The 17,661-nt window shown below is 71.1% G+C and carries 17 protein-coding genes and 1 pseudogene; 9 read left to right on the plus strand and 9 right to left on the minus strand.

Features of this window, described 5'->3' with window-relative positions:
- The first annotated feature begins 62 nt into the window (after positions 1-62).
- Complete coding sequence (locus AB0Q90_RS26770; RefSeq protein WP_363160770.1) at positions 63-608, plus strand: NUDIX hydrolase; 546 nt, start codon at positions 63-65, stop codon at positions 606-608.
- A 26-nt stretch (positions 609-634) separates the two neighbouring features.
- Here AB0Q90_RS26770 and AB0Q90_RS26775 read toward each other — a convergent pair whose 3' ends face one another.
- The gene (locus tag AB0Q90_RS26775; protein WP_363160768.1) at positions 635-892 is read right to left on the minus strand and encodes a hypothetical protein; all 258 of its coding nucleotides are present in this window, start codon (positions 890-892) and stop codon (positions 635-637) included.
- Positions 893-1,113: 221 nt separating this feature from the next.
- Positions 1,114-1,989, minus strand: coding sequence for a 3-hydroxybutyryl-CoA dehydrogenase (locus AB0Q90_RS26780; RefSeq protein WP_363160767.1), 876 nt, complete (start codon positions 1,987-1,989; stop codon positions 1,114-1,116).
- A 171-nt stretch (positions 1,990-2,160) separates the two neighbouring features.
- Between AB0Q90_RS26780 and AB0Q90_RS26785 the strand changes: the two genes are divergently transcribed.
- The gene (locus AB0Q90_RS26785; RefSeq protein ID WP_363160766.1) at positions 2,161-3,381 is read left to right on the plus strand and encodes a family 10 glycosylhydrolase; all 1,221 of its coding nucleotides are present in this window, start codon (positions 2,161-2,163) and stop codon (positions 3,379-3,381) included.
- Between the two features lies 1 nt (position 3,382).
- Here the strand turns inward: AB0Q90_RS26785 and AB0Q90_RS26790 are convergent, their stop codons facing one another.
- On the minus strand, positions 3,383-3,577 hold the full coding sequence (locus tag AB0Q90_RS26790; protein WP_363160765.1) for a DUF1918 domain-containing protein: 195 nt from the start codon (positions 3,575-3,577) through the stop codon (positions 3,383-3,385).
- Positions 3,578-3,670: 93 nt separating this feature from the next.
- A complete protein-coding gene (locus tag AB0Q90_RS26795; RefSeq protein WP_363160764.1) occupies positions 3,671-4,591 on the minus strand; it encodes a DMT family transporter in 921 nt (306 codons plus the stop codon).
- Between AB0Q90_RS26795 and AB0Q90_RS26800 the strand changes: the two genes are divergently transcribed.
- Positions 4,590-6,029 carry a PLP-dependent aminotransferase family protein gene (locus AB0Q90_RS26800; protein WP_363160763.1) on the plus strand — a complete coding sequence of 480 codons (1,440 nt, stop codon included), beginning with the start codon at positions 4,590-4,592 and terminating at the stop codon, positions 6,027-6,029. The two genes, AB0Q90_RS26795 and AB0Q90_RS26800, sit on opposite strands and share 2 nt — an antisense overlap.
- A 9-nt stretch (positions 6,030-6,038) precedes the next feature.
- Here the strand turns inward: AB0Q90_RS26800 and AB0Q90_RS26805 are convergent, their stop codons facing one another.
- On the minus strand, positions 6,039-6,599 hold the full coding sequence (locus AB0Q90_RS26805; protein WP_363160762.1) for a TetR/AcrR family transcriptional regulator: 561 nt from the start codon (positions 6,597-6,599) through the stop codon (positions 6,039-6,041).
- Between the two features lie 95 nt (positions 6,600-6,694).
- Here AB0Q90_RS26805 and AB0Q90_RS26810 point away from each other — a divergent pair, with 95 nt between their 5' ends.
- The gene (locus AB0Q90_RS26810) at positions 6,695-7,297 is read left to right on the plus strand and encodes a DUF2867 domain-containing protein (protein ID WP_363160761.1); all 603 of its coding nucleotides are present in this window, start codon (positions 6,695-6,697) and stop codon (positions 7,295-7,297) included.
- A gap of 133 nt (positions 7,298-7,430) precedes the next feature.
- Positions 7,431-8,024, plus strand: coding sequence for a histidine phosphatase family protein (locus AB0Q90_RS26815; protein WP_363160760.1), 594 nt, complete (start codon positions 7,431-7,433; stop codon positions 8,022-8,024).
- Here AB0Q90_RS26815 and AB0Q90_RS26820 read toward each other — a convergent pair.
- Positions 8,013-8,465, minus strand: coding sequence for a DUF6314 family protein (locus AB0Q90_RS26820; RefSeq protein WP_363160759.1), 453 nt, complete (start codon positions 8,463-8,465; stop codon positions 8,013-8,015). The genes AB0Q90_RS26815 and AB0Q90_RS26820 overlap by 12 nt on opposite strands.
- A 165-nt stretch (positions 8,466-8,630) precedes the next feature.
- Here AB0Q90_RS26820 and AB0Q90_RS26825 point away from each other — a divergent pair, with 165 nt between their 5' ends.
- Complete coding sequence (locus tag AB0Q90_RS26825; RefSeq protein WP_363160758.1) at positions 8,631-11,114, plus strand: alpha-L-arabinofuranosidase C-terminal domain-containing protein; 2,484 nt, start codon at positions 8,631-8,633, stop codon at positions 11,112-11,114.
- Positions 11,115-11,222: 108 nt separating this feature from the next.
- Positions 11,223-12,629, plus strand: a complete 1,407-nt coding sequence (locus AB0Q90_RS26830) for an FG-GAP repeat protein (protein WP_363160757.1) — start codon at positions 11,223-11,225, stop codon at positions 12,627-12,629.
- On the opposite strand, the gene AB0Q90_RS26835 is transcribed toward AB0Q90_RS26830, so the two are convergent.
- Positions 12,605-13,846, minus strand: a complete 1,242-nt coding sequence (locus tag AB0Q90_RS26835; protein ID WP_363160756.1) for a cysteine desulfurase — start codon at positions 13,844-13,846, stop codon at positions 12,605-12,607. The two genes, AB0Q90_RS26830 and AB0Q90_RS26835, sit on opposite strands and share 25 nt — an antisense overlap.
- 82 nt (positions 13,847-13,928) lie before the next feature.
- On the opposite strand from AB0Q90_RS26835, the gene AB0Q90_RS26840 reads away from it, so the two are divergent.
- Positions 13,929-14,525 carry an ABATE domain-containing protein gene (locus AB0Q90_RS26840; protein WP_363160755.1) on the plus strand — a complete coding sequence of 199 codons (597 nt, stop codon included), beginning with the start codon at positions 13,929-13,931 and terminating at the stop codon, positions 14,523-14,525.
- A 5-nt stretch (positions 14,526-14,530) separates the two neighbouring features.
- Here AB0Q90_RS26840 and AB0Q90_RS26845 read toward each other — a convergent pair whose 3' ends face one another.
- Positions 14,531-15,730, minus strand: coding sequence for an SMI1/KNR4 family protein (locus AB0Q90_RS26845; RefSeq protein WP_363160754.1), 1,200 nt, complete (start codon positions 15,728-15,730; stop codon positions 14,531-14,533).
- Between the two features lie 95 nt (positions 15,731-15,825).
- Positions 15,826-16,209 (minus strand): hypothetical protein, encoded by a 384-nt coding sequence (locus AB0Q90_RS26850; protein ID WP_363160753.1) that lies wholly within the window; start codon positions 16,207-16,209, stop codon positions 15,826-15,828.
- A 237-nt stretch (positions 16,210-16,446) separates the two neighbouring features.
- On the opposite strand from AB0Q90_RS26850, the pseudogene AB0Q90_RS26855 reads away from it, so the two are divergent.
- Positions 16,447-17,307: pseudogene (locus AB0Q90_RS26855) on the plus strand (IS701 family transposase); the annotation flags it as partial.
- Between the last annotated feature and the right edge of the window lie 354 nt (positions 17,308-17,661).

The raw sequence follows: 17,661 nt of genomic DNA on the forward strand, positions 1-17,661 counted from the left end.
GCCTGCTGTCAGACCGCTCCTGCTGCGATATTGCCACTTACTCGGCGGAAGGTGGCAGAACCGTGCAGTGGACGAAACAGAACGAACAAACTGTGTACTCAAACCGCTGGTTCAGCGTCAATCTCGCGGATGTCGAGCTGCCGGACGGCCGGCATCTCGACCACTTCCTGATACGGCTGCGGCCCGTGGCCGTGGCAACGGTGGTGAACGAGGCCAACGAGGTCCTCCTGCTGTGGCGCCACCGCTTCATCACCGACAGCTGGGGGTGGGAACTCGCGGCAGGCGTCGTGGAGGACGGCGAGGACATCGCCGTAGCGGCCGCCAGGGAACTGGAGGAGGAGACCGGCTGGCGGCCGGGACCGCTGCACCACCTCATGAGCGTGGAGCCGTCCAACGGCCTCACCGACGCCCGGCACCACATCTACTGGGCCGACAGGGGCGAGTACGTCGGACACCCCGTGGACGACTACGAGTCGGACCGTCGGGAATGGGTCCCCCTCAAGCTCGTTCCCGACATGGTCGCCCGTGGGGAGGTCCCGGCCGCCAACATGGCGGCCGCGTTACTCCTGCTGCACCACCTCAGGCTCGGGCAGGACGCCTTGCCCTGATCCCCCCAACGCGGCGCCCTGGTCCCTCAGTTGCCGAAGGCCTGCCAGATCGCCACGACGAGCGCGCCCAGCGCGGTCAGCGCCGCGACCGCGGGCAGCGGCCAGCGGGCGTGCTCCAGGGCGACGATCCGTGCGGCCAGATCGTCGACTTCCTTGTCCGTCTCCTCGCTGCGGTGGCTGAGCAGGGCCAGGCCTCCTTCGACCCGGGCATAGGCCACATCGAGGCGGCGTCGTAACTCTGCGAGTTCTCCATGGACCACGGGATGTTCGGGGTCGGCGGTCACGAGTCCGCTCCTTTCCGTAGTCGTCACATCCCTTTCTTGCGCCCTTGCATGCGCATGAAGAGTCAACTCGCCTGGTGGACACGTGGGGAGAGTGTGCGACGGGCATATGCGAGCCCGGAGCGCACACGGTGTGTGAATGCGGCGGGCCCGGCACTCCGTGGAGTGCCGGGCCCCTGCTCGTCGCACTGTGTAATCAGCACCCTGGAACGGGCACTGTGCAATCAGCTGTAGGTGTAGAAGCCCGATCCGGACTTACGGCCCAGGCGGCCGGCGTCGACCATGCGCTGGAGCAGCGGGGGAGCGGCGTAGAGCGGCTCCTTGTACTCGGAGTACATCGAGTCGGCGATCGAGACGATCGTGTCCAGGCCGATCAGGTCGGAGAGCTTCAGCGGACCCATCGGGTGGGCGCAGCCGAACTCCATGCCGTTGTCGATGTCCTCGCGGCTCGCGATGCCGGACTCGAACATCCGGATCGCCGACAGCAGGTACGGCACCAGCAGCGCGTTGACCACGAAGCCCGAGCGGTCCTGGGCGCGGATCGCATGCTTGCCGAGCATCTTCTCGGCGAAGACCTGGGCGCGGCTGAGCGTGCCCTCGGAGGTGGTGAGCGCCGGAATCAGCTCGACGAGCTTCTGCACCGGGGCCGGGTTGAAGAAGTGGATGCCGACGACCTGGTCGGGCCGCGAGGTGGCGACCGCGAGCTTCACCAGCGGGATGGAGGAGGTGTTGGAGGCCAGGATGGCGTCCGGCCGGGTCACGACCTGGTCGAGCACCTGGAAGATCTCCGTCTTGACCTGCTCGTTCTCGACGACGGCCTCGATGACGAGGTCGCGGTCCGCGAACTCGCCGAGATCGGTGGTGAAGCTGAGCCGGGCCTGCGTCGCCGCCAGCTCCTCCTCGCTGATCTTGCCGCGTTCGGCGGCCTTGGTCAGGGAGTTGAACAGCCGGGTGCGGCCGATCTCCAGGGCCTCGCCGGTCGTCTCGGCGACCTTCACGTCCAGGCCGGAGCGGGCGCACACCTCGGCGATGCCTGCCCCCATCTGGCCGCAGCCCACCACTCCGACGCGCGCGATGTCTCCCGCGGGGATGTACGTCACATCGTCCCTTTCGCTGTCTTTGGCCGGTGGCAGGTCCGCCGTTGTTCGGGTGCCTGCTCCGTTCGTGCACGTTACTCCCAAGTATCGATGATCGATCGTCGGGGTCGGGCATCCTTTGGCCCGGAGACGGTCCGTGACGATGCGGATCCGCAGCGCAATTGGGGGTGCAGGATGGGCCGAGTCACTCGCCGGGCCTTCGCCTTGGCCGCGTTGGCGACACTCACGACGGCATCGGGTGCGAAGGCCGCGCCGAGGCGGCGGCATGTGGCCGGGGAGATGCGGGGCATGTGGCTGGCGTCGGTGGCCAACCGCGACTGGCCCTCCCGGACGGGCCTGACCGCCGCACAGCAGCGCGCCGAGCTGATCGCCCACCTCGACACGGCGGTACGGCGCCGGCTGAACACGGTGATCTTCCAGGTGCGGCCCACGGCGGACGCGCTGTGGCCCTCGCCGTACGAGCCCTGGTCGGCGTATCTGACCGGAACGCAGGGCAGGGCGCCCGGCTGGGACCCGCTCGCCGCCGCCGTCCGCGAGGCCCACGCCCGCGGCCTGGAGCTGCACGCCTGGTTCAACCCGTACCGGATCGCCAACCACACCGACGTGAGCAGGCTCGTCCCCTCCCACCCCGCCCGCAGGCATCCGGACTGGGTGGTGCGGTACGGCGGCAAGCTCTACTACAACCCCGGGCTGCCCGAGGTCCGTGTCTTCGTGCAGGACGCGATGCTGGACGCGGTGGAGAAGTACCCCGTCGACGCGGTGCACTTCGACGACTACTTCTATCCGTATCCGGTGCCGGGCCAGACCTTCGACGACGACGCCGCCTACGACCGCCACGGCGGCGGCTTCACCAACCGGGCCGCCTGGCGGCGCGACAACATCGACCGGCTGGTGCGGGAGACGGCGGCCCGGATCCAGCAGGCGCGGCCCGGAACGCGGTTCGGGATCAGCCCGTTCGGGGTGTGGCGCAACGCGGGCACCGACCCGCGCGGCTCCGACACCCGGGCGCTCCAGGCGTACGACGAGCTGTACGCGGACACCCGGAAATGGGTCAGGGAGAACTGGATCGACTACATCTGCCCGCAGCTGTACTGGCACATCGGCCACGCAGCCGCCGACTACGCGGTGCTGCTGCCCTGGTGGGCGAAGGCGGTCCGGGGCACCGGGACGCAGCTGTACCTGGGCGAGGCCCTGTACCGGTCGGGCGACCCGGCGCAGCCGGCCGCCTGGCAGGACCCGGCCCAGCTGTCCCGGCATCTCGCCCTGGCCAAGGAGCACCCGGAGGCACGCGGGCATGTCTTCTTCGCCGCCCGGGAGGTCGCGGCGGATCCGAGCGGCGCCATGGCGCGGGTGGTCGCCGACCACTACGCGCGGCCGGCGATGCCTCCGCGCTGAATTACTGGGAGTTCTCCCGGTGGCGGATCTCGGTGTCGGGGCCGGGTGAGCACAGACCCTCGTGCCCGTCCTGGAACCGGACGCGGTACGGAGGGTTGCCCTCCTGGCCCAGAACTTCGACGATCTCGCCGACCTTGTCCTGCTGTCCGACCACCCTGCCGTGTTGGACAAGCTGGTCGCCCACGGTTGCACGCATCTGGAGGGCCTCCTCACCAAGTGCGGGAGCAGCGGTCCGTGGCCTTGAGTCTACGACCCGGGGCGCCGGTGGGAAGTGGGTCGTACGGCCCACTCAGCCGCGCGCCCGTTGGGTGACCGCGATGCAGACGAGCACCGCGGCGGCCGTCAGGGGGGCGGCCACGGTCAGCTGCTCGCCCAGCAGCAGCACCGACCACACCAGTGTGAGCAGGGGCTGCGCCAACTGCAACTGGCTGGCCTTCGGGATGCCGATGGCGGCCATGCCCCGGTACCAGACGACCAGGCCGAGGAACTGCGAGCCCGCCGCGACCCACAGCAGCCCGGCCACACTGTGCGCGGTCAGCTGTACCGGCTCGTACGACAGGGCGAGCGCGGCGGCGGGCACGCTCAGCGGCAGGCACATCACCAGCGCCCAGCCGATGACCTGCCAGCCCGGCATGGTGCGGGCCAGCCGGCCGCCCTCGGTGTAGCCGGCGGCGCACACCAGCAGCGCCGCGAAGAGATAGAGGTCGGCGGTGGTCAGGGCGCCGCCGCTCTGCTGCACGGTGAAGGCGACGACCGCGGCCGCGCCGGCCAGGGCCGCCGTCCAGAAGGTCCGGGAGGGCCGGGTGCCCATCCGCAGGGCGGAGAAGAGGGCGGTGGTCAGGGGGAGCAGGCCGACCACGACGGCCGCGTGCGCGGTGGTCGACGTCCGCAGCGCGAGCGTGGTCAGCATCGGGAAGCCGAAGACGACGCCGCCGCCCACGACGGCGAGGCCCGCCCAGTGCCGGCGGTCCGGCAGTGGGACGCGGAGCGCGAGCAGGCAGCCGCCCGCGATAAGAGCGGCGAGAGCGCTGCGCACGGCCACCAGCGACCAGGGACCGAAGCCCTCCAGGCCCCAGGCGGTCGCGGGGAAGGTGAGGGAGAAGGCGATGACGCCCAGGGCGGCCATCAGGGTGCCGCCCGCTGTCGAGGTCCTGGCCGGGGTGTCGACCGCTATCCGGATCGGGGCAGTAGCGCTACTCTGTGCTCTCATGCAAGAGCGTAGCAGTGTCGATGAACTGGCGAAACAGCTGCGAAGAGAGCTCGACCGCTACTCACCCGGAGGAAAGCTCCCGTCGAGCCGGGCTCTGGTCGAGCGGTTCCGGGTGAGCCCCGTGACGGTGTCGCGGGCCCTCGCGCAGCTGGCGGCGGAGGGGCTGGTGGTGACCCGGCCCGGCGCCGGTGCGTTCCGCGCCCAGCCGCGCGCCCGCACGGCCGCACCCGCCGGGGACACCTCCTGGCAGGAGGTCGCCCTCAGCGCGGACAGCGCCGCCGACCCCGTCCCGCGCTCGGTGGACGCCTCCGGGGTCCTGGTCTCGCTGGCCGCTCCGGCGCCCGGGGTGATCGAGTTCAACGGCGGCTATCTGCATCCGTCGCTGCAACCGGAGCGGGCGATGGCGGCGGCGCTGTCCCGGGCGGGACGCCGGCCCGGGGCCTGGGGCCGGCCGCCCATGGAGGGGCTGGCGGAACTGCGGGAGTGGTTCGCGCGCAGCATCGGCGGCGCGGTGTCGGCCGCCGAGGTGCTGGTCACCTCGGGCGGCCAGTCCGCGCTGACCACCGCACTGCGCGCGCTCACCACCCCGGGCACGCCCGTGCTCGTCGAGTCGCCCACCTACCCCGGGATGCTGGCCATCGCGCGGGCGGCGGGCCTGCGTCCCGTGCCGGTGCCGGTCGACCCCGACGGGGTCAAGCCGGACCTCCTCGCCGACGCGTTCCGGGCGACCGGCGCCCGGGTGTTCGTCTGCCAGCCGCTGTTCCAGAACCCCACCGGCGCCGTGCTCGCCCCCGAGCGGCGCGGCGAGGTGCTGCGCATCGCACGCGAGGCGGGGGCGTTCGTCGTCGAGGACGACTTCGTACGACGGCTGGTGCACGAGGACGCGGGGCCGCTGCCGCGTCCGCTGGCCGCCGACGATCCCGACGGGGTCGTCGTGCACGTCGGCTCCCTGACCAAGGCGACCTCGCCGAGCTTCCGGGTCAGCGCCCTGGCCGCCCGTGGCCCGGTGCTGGAGCGGCTGCGCGCCATCCAGGTCGTCGACACCTTCTTCGTGCCCCGGCCGCTGCAGGAGGCGGCCCTCGAACTCGTCGGGTCGCCCGCCTGGCCGCGCCATCTGCGGGCGATCTCCGCCGAGTTGAGGGCGCGCCGGGACGCCATGACGGCCGCGCTGCTCGGCGGGCTGCCCGAGCTCGCCCTGCCGCACATCCCGTCCGGCGGCTACCACCTGTGGCTCCGGCTGCCCGAGGGCGCCGACGACACCGCGCTGACGTCCGCCGCCCTGCGCGCGGGGGTGGCGATCACCCCCGGCCGCCCGTACTTCAGCGCCGAACCTCCGGCCGCGTACGTGCGGTTGAGCTTCGCCGCGGCCGCGGGCACGGAGGAGATCACCGAAGGGGTACGGCGGTTGGGGGCGGCCTACGGCGAACTGCGCGGCTGACCCGGTCCGTTACGCCAGCAGCCGTTGCCTGATCAGCTGCATCACTTCCGCGCGGCTGAGCCTGCCGTTGTCGGCGGCGTGGAGATGGTTGCCGATGCGCACCGAGACGGCGATCAGGCAGCGGACCTCGACCTCGTCCTCGTCCGGGCAGAAGGCGGAGAACAGCGAACGCAGGTAGTCCATACGGCGGTTGTCGACCCGGCGCAGACGCTCGGCGACCGCCGCGTCCCGGCGGGCCCAGTCACGGATCGCGATATCGGCGGTGGTACCCCGCACGGGGCCGTCCACGGCGGCGGCGACAAGGGCGAACAGCCGCTCCAGTCTGGCGCGGGCGTCTCCGCCACCGCTCTCCACCTGGTCGATCACGCTGTCGGTGACCTCGTGCTCCCAGGTGTCGAGCATCTCGGTGAGCAGCGCGTCCCGGTTGCGGAAGTACCCGTAGAAACCGCCCTTGCTGACGCCGAGCGACTGGGCCAGTGCCTCGATCCGGACGGCCTCGGGGCCGCCCGCGACGAGGGCCCGCAGGCCTTCCTCGATCCACTTGCCGCGCGGCGTGCGGGTCGCGCCCATGGTGTGTGCCTCCTCACGTCCGCGTCGAGTATACGGGGGCGTATAAACGGCTCTACGCTGGATCTATACGCCACCGTATAGAAGGGGTTCAGCTCATGCGACTTCCCCGAACGGCCTACACCGGCCTCCCCTGGCGGATCCACGAGATCGCCGCCGACTTCACGGTCGAGGACGTGTGGGCACTGCCCACTCCCGGCGGGCCCGACGACCTGGACCGGCTGGTGCGGCAGATCGCCGACGGGATCAGCGGCGGGGTGAGCGGTGAAGGGTTCGTCTCCCGCGTGCTCTTCGCCGTCCGCTGGAAGCTCGGAGCGCTGCTCGGCTGGGACAAGCCGGGTACCGGCGTCGGCGGTCGTCTGACGCCCCTGCGCGACCGGCTCCCGGCGGACCTGCGCGAGGGGCCCCGCGGTCCCGACCTCGGGGTGTCCCCGTTCACCTCCGTCTACCAACTGCACGACGAGTGGGCCGCGGAGATGGGCAACAAGACCGTGCACGGAGTGATGCACATCGGCTGGGTCCCGGACGGCTTCGGCGGCTACACCGGCCGTATGACCGTCCTGGTCAAGCCCAACGGCCGCTTCGGCGCGCTGTACATGGCCGCGATCAAGCCGTTCCGGTACGTCGGGGTGTATCCGGCGCTGATGCGGTCCATCGGTCGGGAGTGGGAGGAGCGCGCCGCTCGACGCTCACACTCGTGACCGGACTGCGGCGGATTCCATTTCTGGTGGGTTGTCCGGCTGGTCCTGACCTGGAAGTGGAGTTTCGCGCACCCTGGGTAACTCAGAGGTAACACCACTTGACCTGCGCACCTTCGGGAATCACCATCGCCGCATGTCGCTACGGGTCACGTTCGTCGCCGCCGCGCGGAGCTCCCCGCTGCTCGCGGAGCGCTTCCAGGACGACCGACAGCTGGACCAGGCCGGCTGGGACGAGGTGCAGCGCGCCGCCCACGACCTGGTGCCACTGTCGGCCGCCGAGCTGCGCTACTGCTCACCCACGCCGCGCAGCCGTGCCACCGGCGACGCCCTCGGCTACGCGCCCCTGGTCCAGCTTGCGCTGCGGGACTGCGACATGGGCCGCTGGCGCGGGCTGACCCTCGGCGAGGCCATGGCCCGCGAGCCCGACGCGGTGGACGCCTGGCTCGCCGACCCGCGCGCCACACCGCACGGCGGCGAGTCGCTGCTGGCGTTCATCACCCGGGTCGGCGGCTGGCTCGACACCCGCCCGGTCGGGGACGGCGGCCGTATCGTCGCCGTGGCAGAGCCGTCCGTGATCAGGGCCGCCCTGGTCTACGCCCTGAAGGCGCCGCCCGCGACGTACTGGAACCTCGACGTGCGCCCGCTGTCGACGACCACGGTCACCGGCCGGGCGGGTCGCTGGAACCTGCGCTTCGACGGGGTCCCGCCCCAGCCCTCACGGGCCTAGGAGCTCCCGGGTGTAGTCGGTGGTGAGGACGAGGTCCTTCGCCGGGCCGCGCACCCGCCACACCGAGCGCCAGTGGTCGGCGTCGAGGACGGTGAACTCCCCGCGGTAGAGGTCGGCCGAGCAGGGGTGGTCGGCGATGTGGTGGCCCGTGGTCAGGTCCAGGCCGTGGAAGGGGCGGCCGTCGGCGAAGCGGACGTCCGCCGTGCCGGGCGGGGCCGCGGCAAGGAAGCGCAGGGTCCGCTCGGCGGGCCGGGCCACGCCCTGCCAGACGAACGTGCCGTTCTCCTCGTGCAGAAGGCCGCCGCCGTCCAGCGGGCCGAAAAGCGTCGTTCCGCTGAACTCGCCCCGCTCGCCGTTCGCTTGATCCAGCACCGAGCGACGCACGCGCCACGCGCCTGCCAGATACGCCAGCACGTCCCGCACTGGCCAGAACTCGCCCATGGCGTCCCCGACTCCGTCCCGTCCGTTCCTGCGCGACCCATTGACGCGTTCCTGCCCCCTCCCTATCTTGCCGTTCGAGCTTCTGATCAGTGTCTGATATTTCGAACGAGCGAGTGAACGAGCGAGTTTCGTACCGACCCACGCACATCGAGCCGCGGAGCATCCATGTCACGCACCACCCGCACCCGCTGGAGACTCGGTCTCACCACCACCGCCCTGGTGCTGGCCGTCGCCGCAGTCCCGGCCCCCGCGCACGCCGAGGACGTCACCGACTACGCGATCACCGTCGACCCGGCCGGCCGGGGCGCGAAGATCGACGACACGATGTACGGCGTCTTCTTCGAGGACATCAACCGGGCCGCCGACGGCGGTCTGTACGCCGAGCTCGTCCAGAACCGGTCCTTCGAGTACTCGACCGCCGACAACGGCTCGTACACGCCGCTGACCTCCTGGGCGACCGACGGCACCGCCGAGGTCGTGAACGACGCCGGACGCCTGAACGAGCGCAACCGCAACTACCTCTCCCTGGGCGCCGGTTCGTCCGTCACCAACGCCGGCTACAACACCGGCGTCCATGTCGACGCGGGCAAGAGGTACGACTTCTCGGTATGGGCCCGCGCCGAGAGCGGCAGCACCCTGACCGTCACCCTGAAGGACGCCGCGGGCACCCTGGCCGACGCCCGCCGGGTCGCCGTACAGGGCGGCTGGACCAAGTACACCGCCACCTTCACCGCGAGCCGCACCAGCTCCACCGGCCGCCTCGCCGTCGCCTCCTCCGGCGCCGCCGCGCTCGACATGGTGTCCCTCTTCCCGCGCGACACCTACAAGCACCAGAGCAACGGCCTGCGCAGGGACCTCGCCGAGAAGATCGAGGCTCTCGACCCGGGGTTCGTGCGCTTCCCGGGCGGCTGCCTGGTCAACACCGGCTCCATGCAGGACTACAGCGAGGCCTCCGGCTGGCAGCGCAAGCGCTCCTACCAGTGGAAGGACACCATCGGCCCGGTCGAGGAGCGCGCGACCAACGCCAACTTCTGGGGCTACAACCAGAGTTACGGCCTCGGCTACTACGAATACTTCCGCTTCGCCGAGGACATCGGCGCGATGCCGCTGCCCGTCGTCCCCGCCCTGGTCACCGGCTGCGGCCAGAACCGCGCCACCGACGACGAGGCGCTGCTCCAGCGGCACATCCAGGACACCCTCGACCTCATCGAGTTCGCCAACGGCCCCGCGACCAGCGAATGGGGCAAGAAGCGCGCCGAGATGGGCCACCCCAAGCCCTTCAACCTGACCCACCTCGGCGTCGGCAACGAGGAGAACCTGCCGGCCCAGTTCTTCGCCAACTTCCAGAAGTTCCGCGCCGCCATCGAGGCGAAGTACCCGGACATCACGGTCGTCTCCAACTCCGGCCCGGACGACACCGGTTCGACCTTCGACAGCCTCTGGAAGATGAACCGCGAGGCGAACGTCGGCATGGTCGACGAGCACTACTACAACAGCCCGCAGTGGTTCCTGCAGAACAACGACCGCTACGACAGCTACGACCGCAGCGGCCCCAAGGTCTTCCTCGGCGAGTACGCCTCCCAGGGCAACGCCTTCAAGAACGCCCTCGCCGAAGCCGCGTTCATGACCGGCCTTGAGCGCAACGCCGACGTCGTCAAGCTCGCCTCGTACGCCCCGCTGCTGGCCAACGAGGACTATGTGCAGTGGCGGCCGGACATGATCTGGTTCAACAACCACGCCTCCTGGAACTCGGCCAACTACGAGGTCCAGAAGCTGTTCATGACCAACACCGGCGACCGCGTCGTCCCCTCCACCGCGACCGGCACCCCGACCGTCAGCGGCCCGATCACCGGCGCCGTGGGCCTGTCGACCTGGGCGACCAGCGCGGCGTACGACGACGTGAAGGTGACGGCGGCGGACGGCACTTCGCTGCTGAGCGACGACTTCTCCGGTGACGCCTCGAAGTGGACCCACAACGGCACCGGAAGCTGGAGCATCCAGGACGGGGCCTACGTCCAGAGCGACGAGGCCGCCGAGAACACCCTGGTCACCGCGGGCGACCCGGCCTGGCACGACTACGACCTGCATGTGAAGGCCACCAAGAAGTCCGGGAAGGAGGGCTTCCTCGTCGCCTTCGGCGTCAAGGACACCGGCAACCACTACTGGTGGAACCTGGGCGGCTGGAACAACACCCTCTCCGCGGTCGAACAGGCCTCGGACGGCGGCAAGTCGACGCTGATCTCCAAGGCCGGGTCGATCGAGACGGGTCGCGCCTACGACATCGACATCAAGGTGCGGGGCCGCCAGGTCACCCTCTACCTCGACGGCCAGGAGTGGGGCAGCTTCACCGACGACAAGCCCGCCGAGCCGTTCCGCCAGGTCGTCACCAAGGACGCCAGGACCGGCGACCTGATCGTCAAGGTCGTCAACGCCCAGTCCGCGGCGGCCCGTACGGCGATCGACCTGGGTGGCGCGCAGGTCGCCGCCAGGGCCCGGGTGACCACCCTCGCGGCCGACCCGGACGCGGTGAACTCCGAGACCCAGGCGCCGGTCACACCGGTGACGTCCACCTTCTCGGGGGTCGCCGACGAGTTCACGTACACCTTCCCGGCGAACTCGGTCACGTTCCTGAGGATCAAGCAGAGGTAGCCGCCGCTCGCGTACAACCTTGCGGTTCACCTGCAAGTCATAGCCGGGACGGCGGGCGTTCCCTGTGGCGCCCGCCGTCTCCGGAACGTGATGAGTGGGGGGCGGCGAGTGAATCGGGTGCGGCAGGCGGCGGTGGTGGGTGCTGTGGCGGTGGGTGCCGTGACGGTGGCCCTGGCGGGACTGAGGGGATTCTCCTCGCCCGACGACTCGCCCGCCGAGTCCCGGGAGCGGGTGGTGGACTTCGACGGGGACGGCCACCAGGACCTCGCGTCCCCCGTCGCAGGCGACGTCGACGGCGTGCGCGGTGCCGGTTACGTCAGCGTGGTGTACGGATCGGCCACTGCCCGGAAGACGCGTACCCAGCTGATCTCGCAGAACTCGCCCGGCGTGCCGGGCCGGGCGGAGAGGGGCAACTCCTTCGGCTCGTCGCCGGCCGAGGGCGACCTCGACGGCGACGGTTATACGGACCTGGTCGTGAGCGCGCCTGGCGACTACCGAGGCGACAACTACGACAGAACCGGGCTGACAGTGCTGTGGGGCGGGCCCCGAGGCCTGTCCGGCGGCACCGAGATCGAGGTGCCCAGCGACACGGCCGGACACACGGTCACGGGCGACTTCGACGGGGACGGCCATCTGGATCTCGCCACCGAGGGCATGGTTGCCTACGGGCCGGTCACCCGGCGGGGCGGGGCGGAGCGCACGGCCGAGTTCACGTTGCAGACCCGCGAACACCCGGTGGACGAGGACGACCTGGAGGTGTGGGAGACGTTCGACGTCGAGGCCGGTGACGTCAACGGCGACGGCCGCGACGATCTCCTGGCCACCGCCTGGGTGGACTACGACGGCGAGCTCGTCGGCACCCCCTTCCTGCTGTATCTCAAGGGCACGCCCGAGGGCCTGGCCAAGCCGCGGACCGTGACGCGCTCCGCGGGCCGGGACCTGCGGGCCGGCCAGGAACTCAGCACGGGAGACCTGGACGGGGACGGCTTCACCGACGTCCTGTTCGGGGACATCTACGACTTGAAGGACGGCCACGTGGGCCTGGTGCGCGGAGGCGCGTCCGGCCCCGACGGAACCGAGGTGACCTCCGTCGGCTCCAGGGCCCCGGGTGTGGCGGAACCGGGTGGGCGGGACCTGGACTTCGGCCTGGAGCATGCCCTGGGGGACGTCGACGGGGACGGTGACCTCGACGTGGCCGTCGGATCTCCCCGGCGACTGGTGGACAAGCGGGAGGCCCCGGGCCGGGTTGTCGTACTCAAGGGCGACGGGTCCGGGCGGCTGACCGGCAAGGGTGCCCAGTCGGTCGACCTCGCCGACTGCGATGTGCCGGCCACGCGTACGACCGAGATGCGTTTCGCCAGGGACGTCCGTCTCGCGGATCTGAACGGCGACGACCGGGCGGAGCTCCTCATCGCCGTGCACGACGTCGAGGAGCAGCTCGGATACTGCGTGCTGCCCGGCACCCGGGGCGGCCCGGCCGACTCCGAGCCCTACTTCATCGAGGCCCCGAAGTAGCGCTGAGCCGCCACGACCCCCTCCACCAGGGCATCCACCTCGGCCTCCGTGTTGTACACGTAGAACGTCGCCCGTGTCGTCGCCGGAATGCCGTAGCGGCGCACGATCGGGCGGGCGCAGTGATGGCCGACCCGGACGGCGACGCCCCGCTCGTCCAGGATCTGGCCGACGTCGTGCGGGTGGACGCCGTCGACCGTGAAGGAGACGGCGGAGCCGCGGTCGGTCAGGTCGCGCGGGCCGACGATCCTGACGCCGGGGATCTCCCCGAGCAACTCCAGGGCCCGGGCGGTCAGTCGGTCCTCGTGTGCCGCGACCTGGGTCATGTCCAGCGCCTGGAGGTACTCCACGGCCGCCGCAAGACCCACCGCCTGGGACGTCATCGGCACGCCCGCCTCGAAGCGCTGCGGCGGCGGCAGGAACGTCGTCCGGTCCATCTCGACGATCTCCACCATCGAGCCGCCGGTCAGGAACGGCGGCAGCCCGTCGAGGAGTTCGCGCCGGCCCCACAGCACGCCGATGCCGTTCGGGCCGAGCATCTTGTGCCCGGAGAAGGCGAGGAAGTCGGCGCCCAGCTCGTGCACGTCGACCGGGCGGTGCGGCACCGACTGGGCGCCGTCGACCACGACCAGCGCACCGAACTCATGGGCGCGGTCGGCAAGTTGCCGCACGGGGTTGACCGTGCCGAGCACGTTCGACTGGTGGGTGACGGCGAGGACCCTGGTCCGCTCGTCGATCAGCTCGTCGATCCGCGTGAGGTCCAGGCGCCCGTCCTCGGTCAGCCCGAACCAGTCCAGCGTGGCCCCCGTGCGCTCGGCGAGCTGCTGCCACGGCACCAGGTTTGCGTGGTGCTCCATCTCGGTCACCACGATCCGGTCGCCGGGCCCGATCCGGCGTGCGTTGCCGAGCGCGTACGCGATCAGATTGATGCCCTCGGTGGTGTTCTTGACGAAGACGACCTCGTCCTCGGCGGCGCCGACGAACCGGGCGATCGTCCGGCGCGCGCTCTCGTACGCCTCCGTCGCCTCACCGGCGAGCTGGTGGGCGCCGCGGTGCACGGCCGCGTTGTGCGTGAGGTAGAAGTCCCGCTCGGCATCGAGGACCTGGAGCGGTTTCTGGGTGGTGGCACCGGAGTCCAGGTAGACGAGACGGGCGCCGCTGTCCAACGTGCGCTCCAGGATCGGGAAGTCCTTGCGCAGCGCGTCCGCGTCGAAGGTCACGGTGTCCCACCTCTCACGGGTTCATGGTTGATTCTCCGTGAGACACGCTAAGTCGTTCTCACGGAGAATCGCAAGCATTACCATGAGAGCCGTGGATCACGAGACCCCCGTCTACCTGCACCGGCCCCCCGTCCCCGGCGAGGAGCGCTATGTCTCGCTGGCCCTGGTCAACACGCGTTTCACCCTCAGCCATGGCCGGGTCGACCTGCTCGACGACACCGAGGCCGCGCACCTGTGGCTCGAACGGCACGAGCTGCTGCCGGACCCGGTCGACCTCAACGGCAGGCAGTTCGGCAGACTGCTCGGCCTGCGCGAGGCGCTGCGCGCCCTGTTCACCGCGTACGGCACCCATGAGCGGCCGCCGGCCGACGACCTCGCGACCCTCAACTCCGCGCTGGCGGCGGCCCCTTCGACCCCGCGGCTGGACTGGAGCGCCGACGGCCCGCACCGCGCCGACCGGCCCGACACCGGAAATCCGGCCGCCGCCGCGCTCTCGCTGCTCGCCGAGGACGCCGTCGACCTGCTCACCGGCACCGAGGCCGCGCAGCTCACCGAGTGCGGCGCCGAGGGCTGCGACAGCTGGTTCCTGCGCTCCCACGGCGCCCGCCGCTGGTGCACCACGAAGTGCGGCAACCGAGTGCGGGCGGCGCGGGCGTACGCGGCACGGAAATCACGCTGACGGGCTCACCAGTAGGCGCGGTCGTCCCACGCCCTGAAGTGCGCGAACTCCATGGGGTCGTCGTCCTCGTCCAGACCGGGGAGCCCCTCCGTTTGAAGGGTGCCGCGCCGCCAGGCGAGGAGCGTGTCGATCAGGCCGCCATCGAGCGGCGGCCCCTGGCGGGCATGCCGGGGCCAGACGATCAGCGGCCAGGCGTCGGGGTCCTCGCCCTCGGTCAGCCAGCCGAGGTAGTCGCCGTCGATGGAGTTGGCGAACGGCAGGAAGCCCCCGGGCTCGGGCCACGCGGCGAGCGGCTGCGCCTCCGGATATCCCGCGCGCAGGCTCCGGTAGCCGTCCAGGGTCTCCTCGACGTGGGTGAGGAAGCGCCGTCCGCCGGTGCGCAGCGGCGTGTGGAAGCGCAGCCAGTCGCTCCAGATGCCCGCGCCGTAGCTGTCCATCAGCGTCCTGTACTCGCGCGGCAGCCGGGTGCCCAGCTCCGTGAAGAGCCCCTCCCAGCTGCCGTCGCCGAGATAGGGCGCCTCCGGCGGCGGAACCAGCAGACGCAGCGCCTCCAGGCCCGCACCGGTCTCCAGGGCGACCCGGCTCTCCTCCTCGGTGAGCCGGGGCGGGACCGGCGCGGGCGGCGTCCACGGCCCGGCCGTCTCCAGGTAGGCGGTGCGGGCCATGCTGCCGGGCAGCGGGCCCATCAGGGGACCGGGTGGGGAGGGCAGCTCCCAGCCCTCGCGGACGGTGTGCCGGAGATAGCTGGTGAGGGTCAGGTCGTACGCGTGCCAGGGCCGCAGCCCGCTGCCGGGCACCGGGCCGCTGTGCTGGACGACCACCGTCCACGCGTCGGGGTCGTCGGAGACCGAGGTGTCCCAGAACAAGGTGTCGCCGCCCCGGCTCTCGCCCCAGGCCAGGAGCCCCCCGGGCTCGGGGTGCAGCCGGGGCCGCTCGTCCTCCGGTAGCCTCCGGGCCTCGATCCGCGCCTCGCGCTGGGTCTCCCGCAGCCATCCGCCGTAGTCGAACCGGCGGTCCTGCACGCACGGCACATGGACCCACAGGAACTCACCGAAGTCGAGTGGGCCGTACCGGTCGGCCAGTCGCTTGTAGTCGTCCGGCAGGCGCACCCCGAGCCAGGCCTCCACGGCCGTCCAGTCGACGGGCACGGGGGCGGGCGGGCGTTCGGCGTCGGGTTCGGTGAAGTCGGCCAGGTCCACGGTCACTTGACGTCTCCAAGGTGATCAACGGCGCAATGGCGCCGATTCTCTCCCACGGCGAGCGACGGTGTCCGCCGCCCACCGCGACGGAGGGCCGCCGACTACGGGGTCACCTTGCGGAAGAGGGCCAGGAGGCTCTGTGCCGCTGGGGCGTCCGCGTCGAAGAACTGTGTGGCCAGCGTCGCCGGCACGGCCGTTCCGTGCATGCGCACCTCGTGGCAGGTGAAGCAGAACGCCGCCTCGAACAGCGCCAGGTCGAGGGTGTCCTCGTAGGCCCGGACGCTCCAGCCGGGCGAGAACCCGCAGCGATGCTGCGCGCTGCCGGGCAGGTTTCCGATCAAGGCCAGGGCGTCGGCGGCCTCGCTCCCGGTCCAGTGGGCGACCACCTCGCCGGGATACGGGGCACCTCGCTCGGTCGGGAGAGCGGAGATCCGGACGACTTCGATCAGCGCGGCGGCGGCGACGGCCTCGGTGGGGAGCTGCATGGTCGCAGTCTGCCGCGGTCGGTGTGACTGAGCGCCACAGATGGCGGACTTCGCCAACTACGGCGCAAACGCCGAGGTTGCGCTTCAGGGATTGAGTACTCCAGTCCGACTTCGCGATCTTGCGGTGGCCCCGGTCGGGAACGGGTACGGCCACCGCGTGATCATCGGGGGTTGGGGACTCCTGAAGATCGTGCGGTGGCCGCGGGCCATGCCGTAGACCCTGCCCGCCGGCGGGCGATGTTCGACCAGGTGATGGCCCACCTCGCGGGTCGTTTCGGGAGGGTCGAACCCTGGGCGACCGCCCGCGCCTATGCGCTGGGACTGCTGTCCGGCGCCGAGCGGAGAACTGTCGGCGGCTGGCCGAACAGGCCGGTCATGTCCGGCCGGGGCCGATGCGGCGCCTGCTGCGCTCCGCCCGCTGGGACGCCGACGCCATGCGCGACGATATCCGCGCCTACGCCGTCGATCACCTCGGCACCGACGGCGGTGTCCTGATCGTGGACGAGACGGGCTCTGTGAAGAAGGGTTGCGCCTCGGCGGGGGTGCAGCGCCTGTACACCGGCACCGCCGGACGCATCGAGAACGGCCAGGCGGCGTCTTTCCTTCCTACGCCACCCCGCGCGGACGCGCCCTGACAGAGTCGCCTCTGCCTGCCCGAGCACTCCCGGTGCTCCGATCCCGAACACCGTCAGGCGGCCGGAGCGCCCGAGGAGGGGCAGTTCGCGACCAGGCCCCGCCTGGCCACAGAGATGATCGCCGCCGCCCTGGACGCCAAAATCACCGCCGCGTGGATGACCGGCGACAATTCATACGGCCAGGACCCGCACCTGCGCGCCGGCGTGGAGGAACGGGGCATCGGCTACGTCCTGGCCGTCGTCTGCGCGACCCGGGTACGGATCAACCAGGGCCGTACCCCCATCCGTGCCGACTCCCTCGCCGACCCGCCACGACAGCCACCGCCACCTGCTCATCCGCCGCAGCGTCGAGGAATGCTTCCAGGCCTTCAAGAGCCAGGCCGGACTCGACCACTACCAGGTCGGACACTGGACCTCACGGCACCGCCACATCACACTCGCCATGCTTGCCCCGGCCTTCCTGACCGCTCTTGTCGCCGGCGCCGACCAGGACCGGCCCACTCCACTCCGGCCACACCAATACACCCGTCCCACCGACCGTCCCGGAGATCCGCCACCTTCTCGCCGCCGTCCTCACCCCTCCGGTTACCTCCACAGCCAGGCTGCTGCACTGGTCCAACTGGCGCAGATACCACCAGGCCGCAGCCCGCCGCTGTCACCACCGACGAAGATCCGCCGACGAACTCACCAGATAGATCATGAGACCGCACTGGGGTGCTGGGCAGGAGCATCGACAGGGCCGGAGTCGCTGATTCTGTCCGTCGCCTGTATGACGGCCAGGAACTGCCGGACCGCCGGCCCATCGCGCGGGGAGTGC

The organism is Streptomyces sp. NPDC079141, from assembly GCF_040686775.1.
GTDB lineage: Bacteria > Actinomycetota > Actinomycetes > Streptomycetales > Streptomycetaceae > Streptomyces.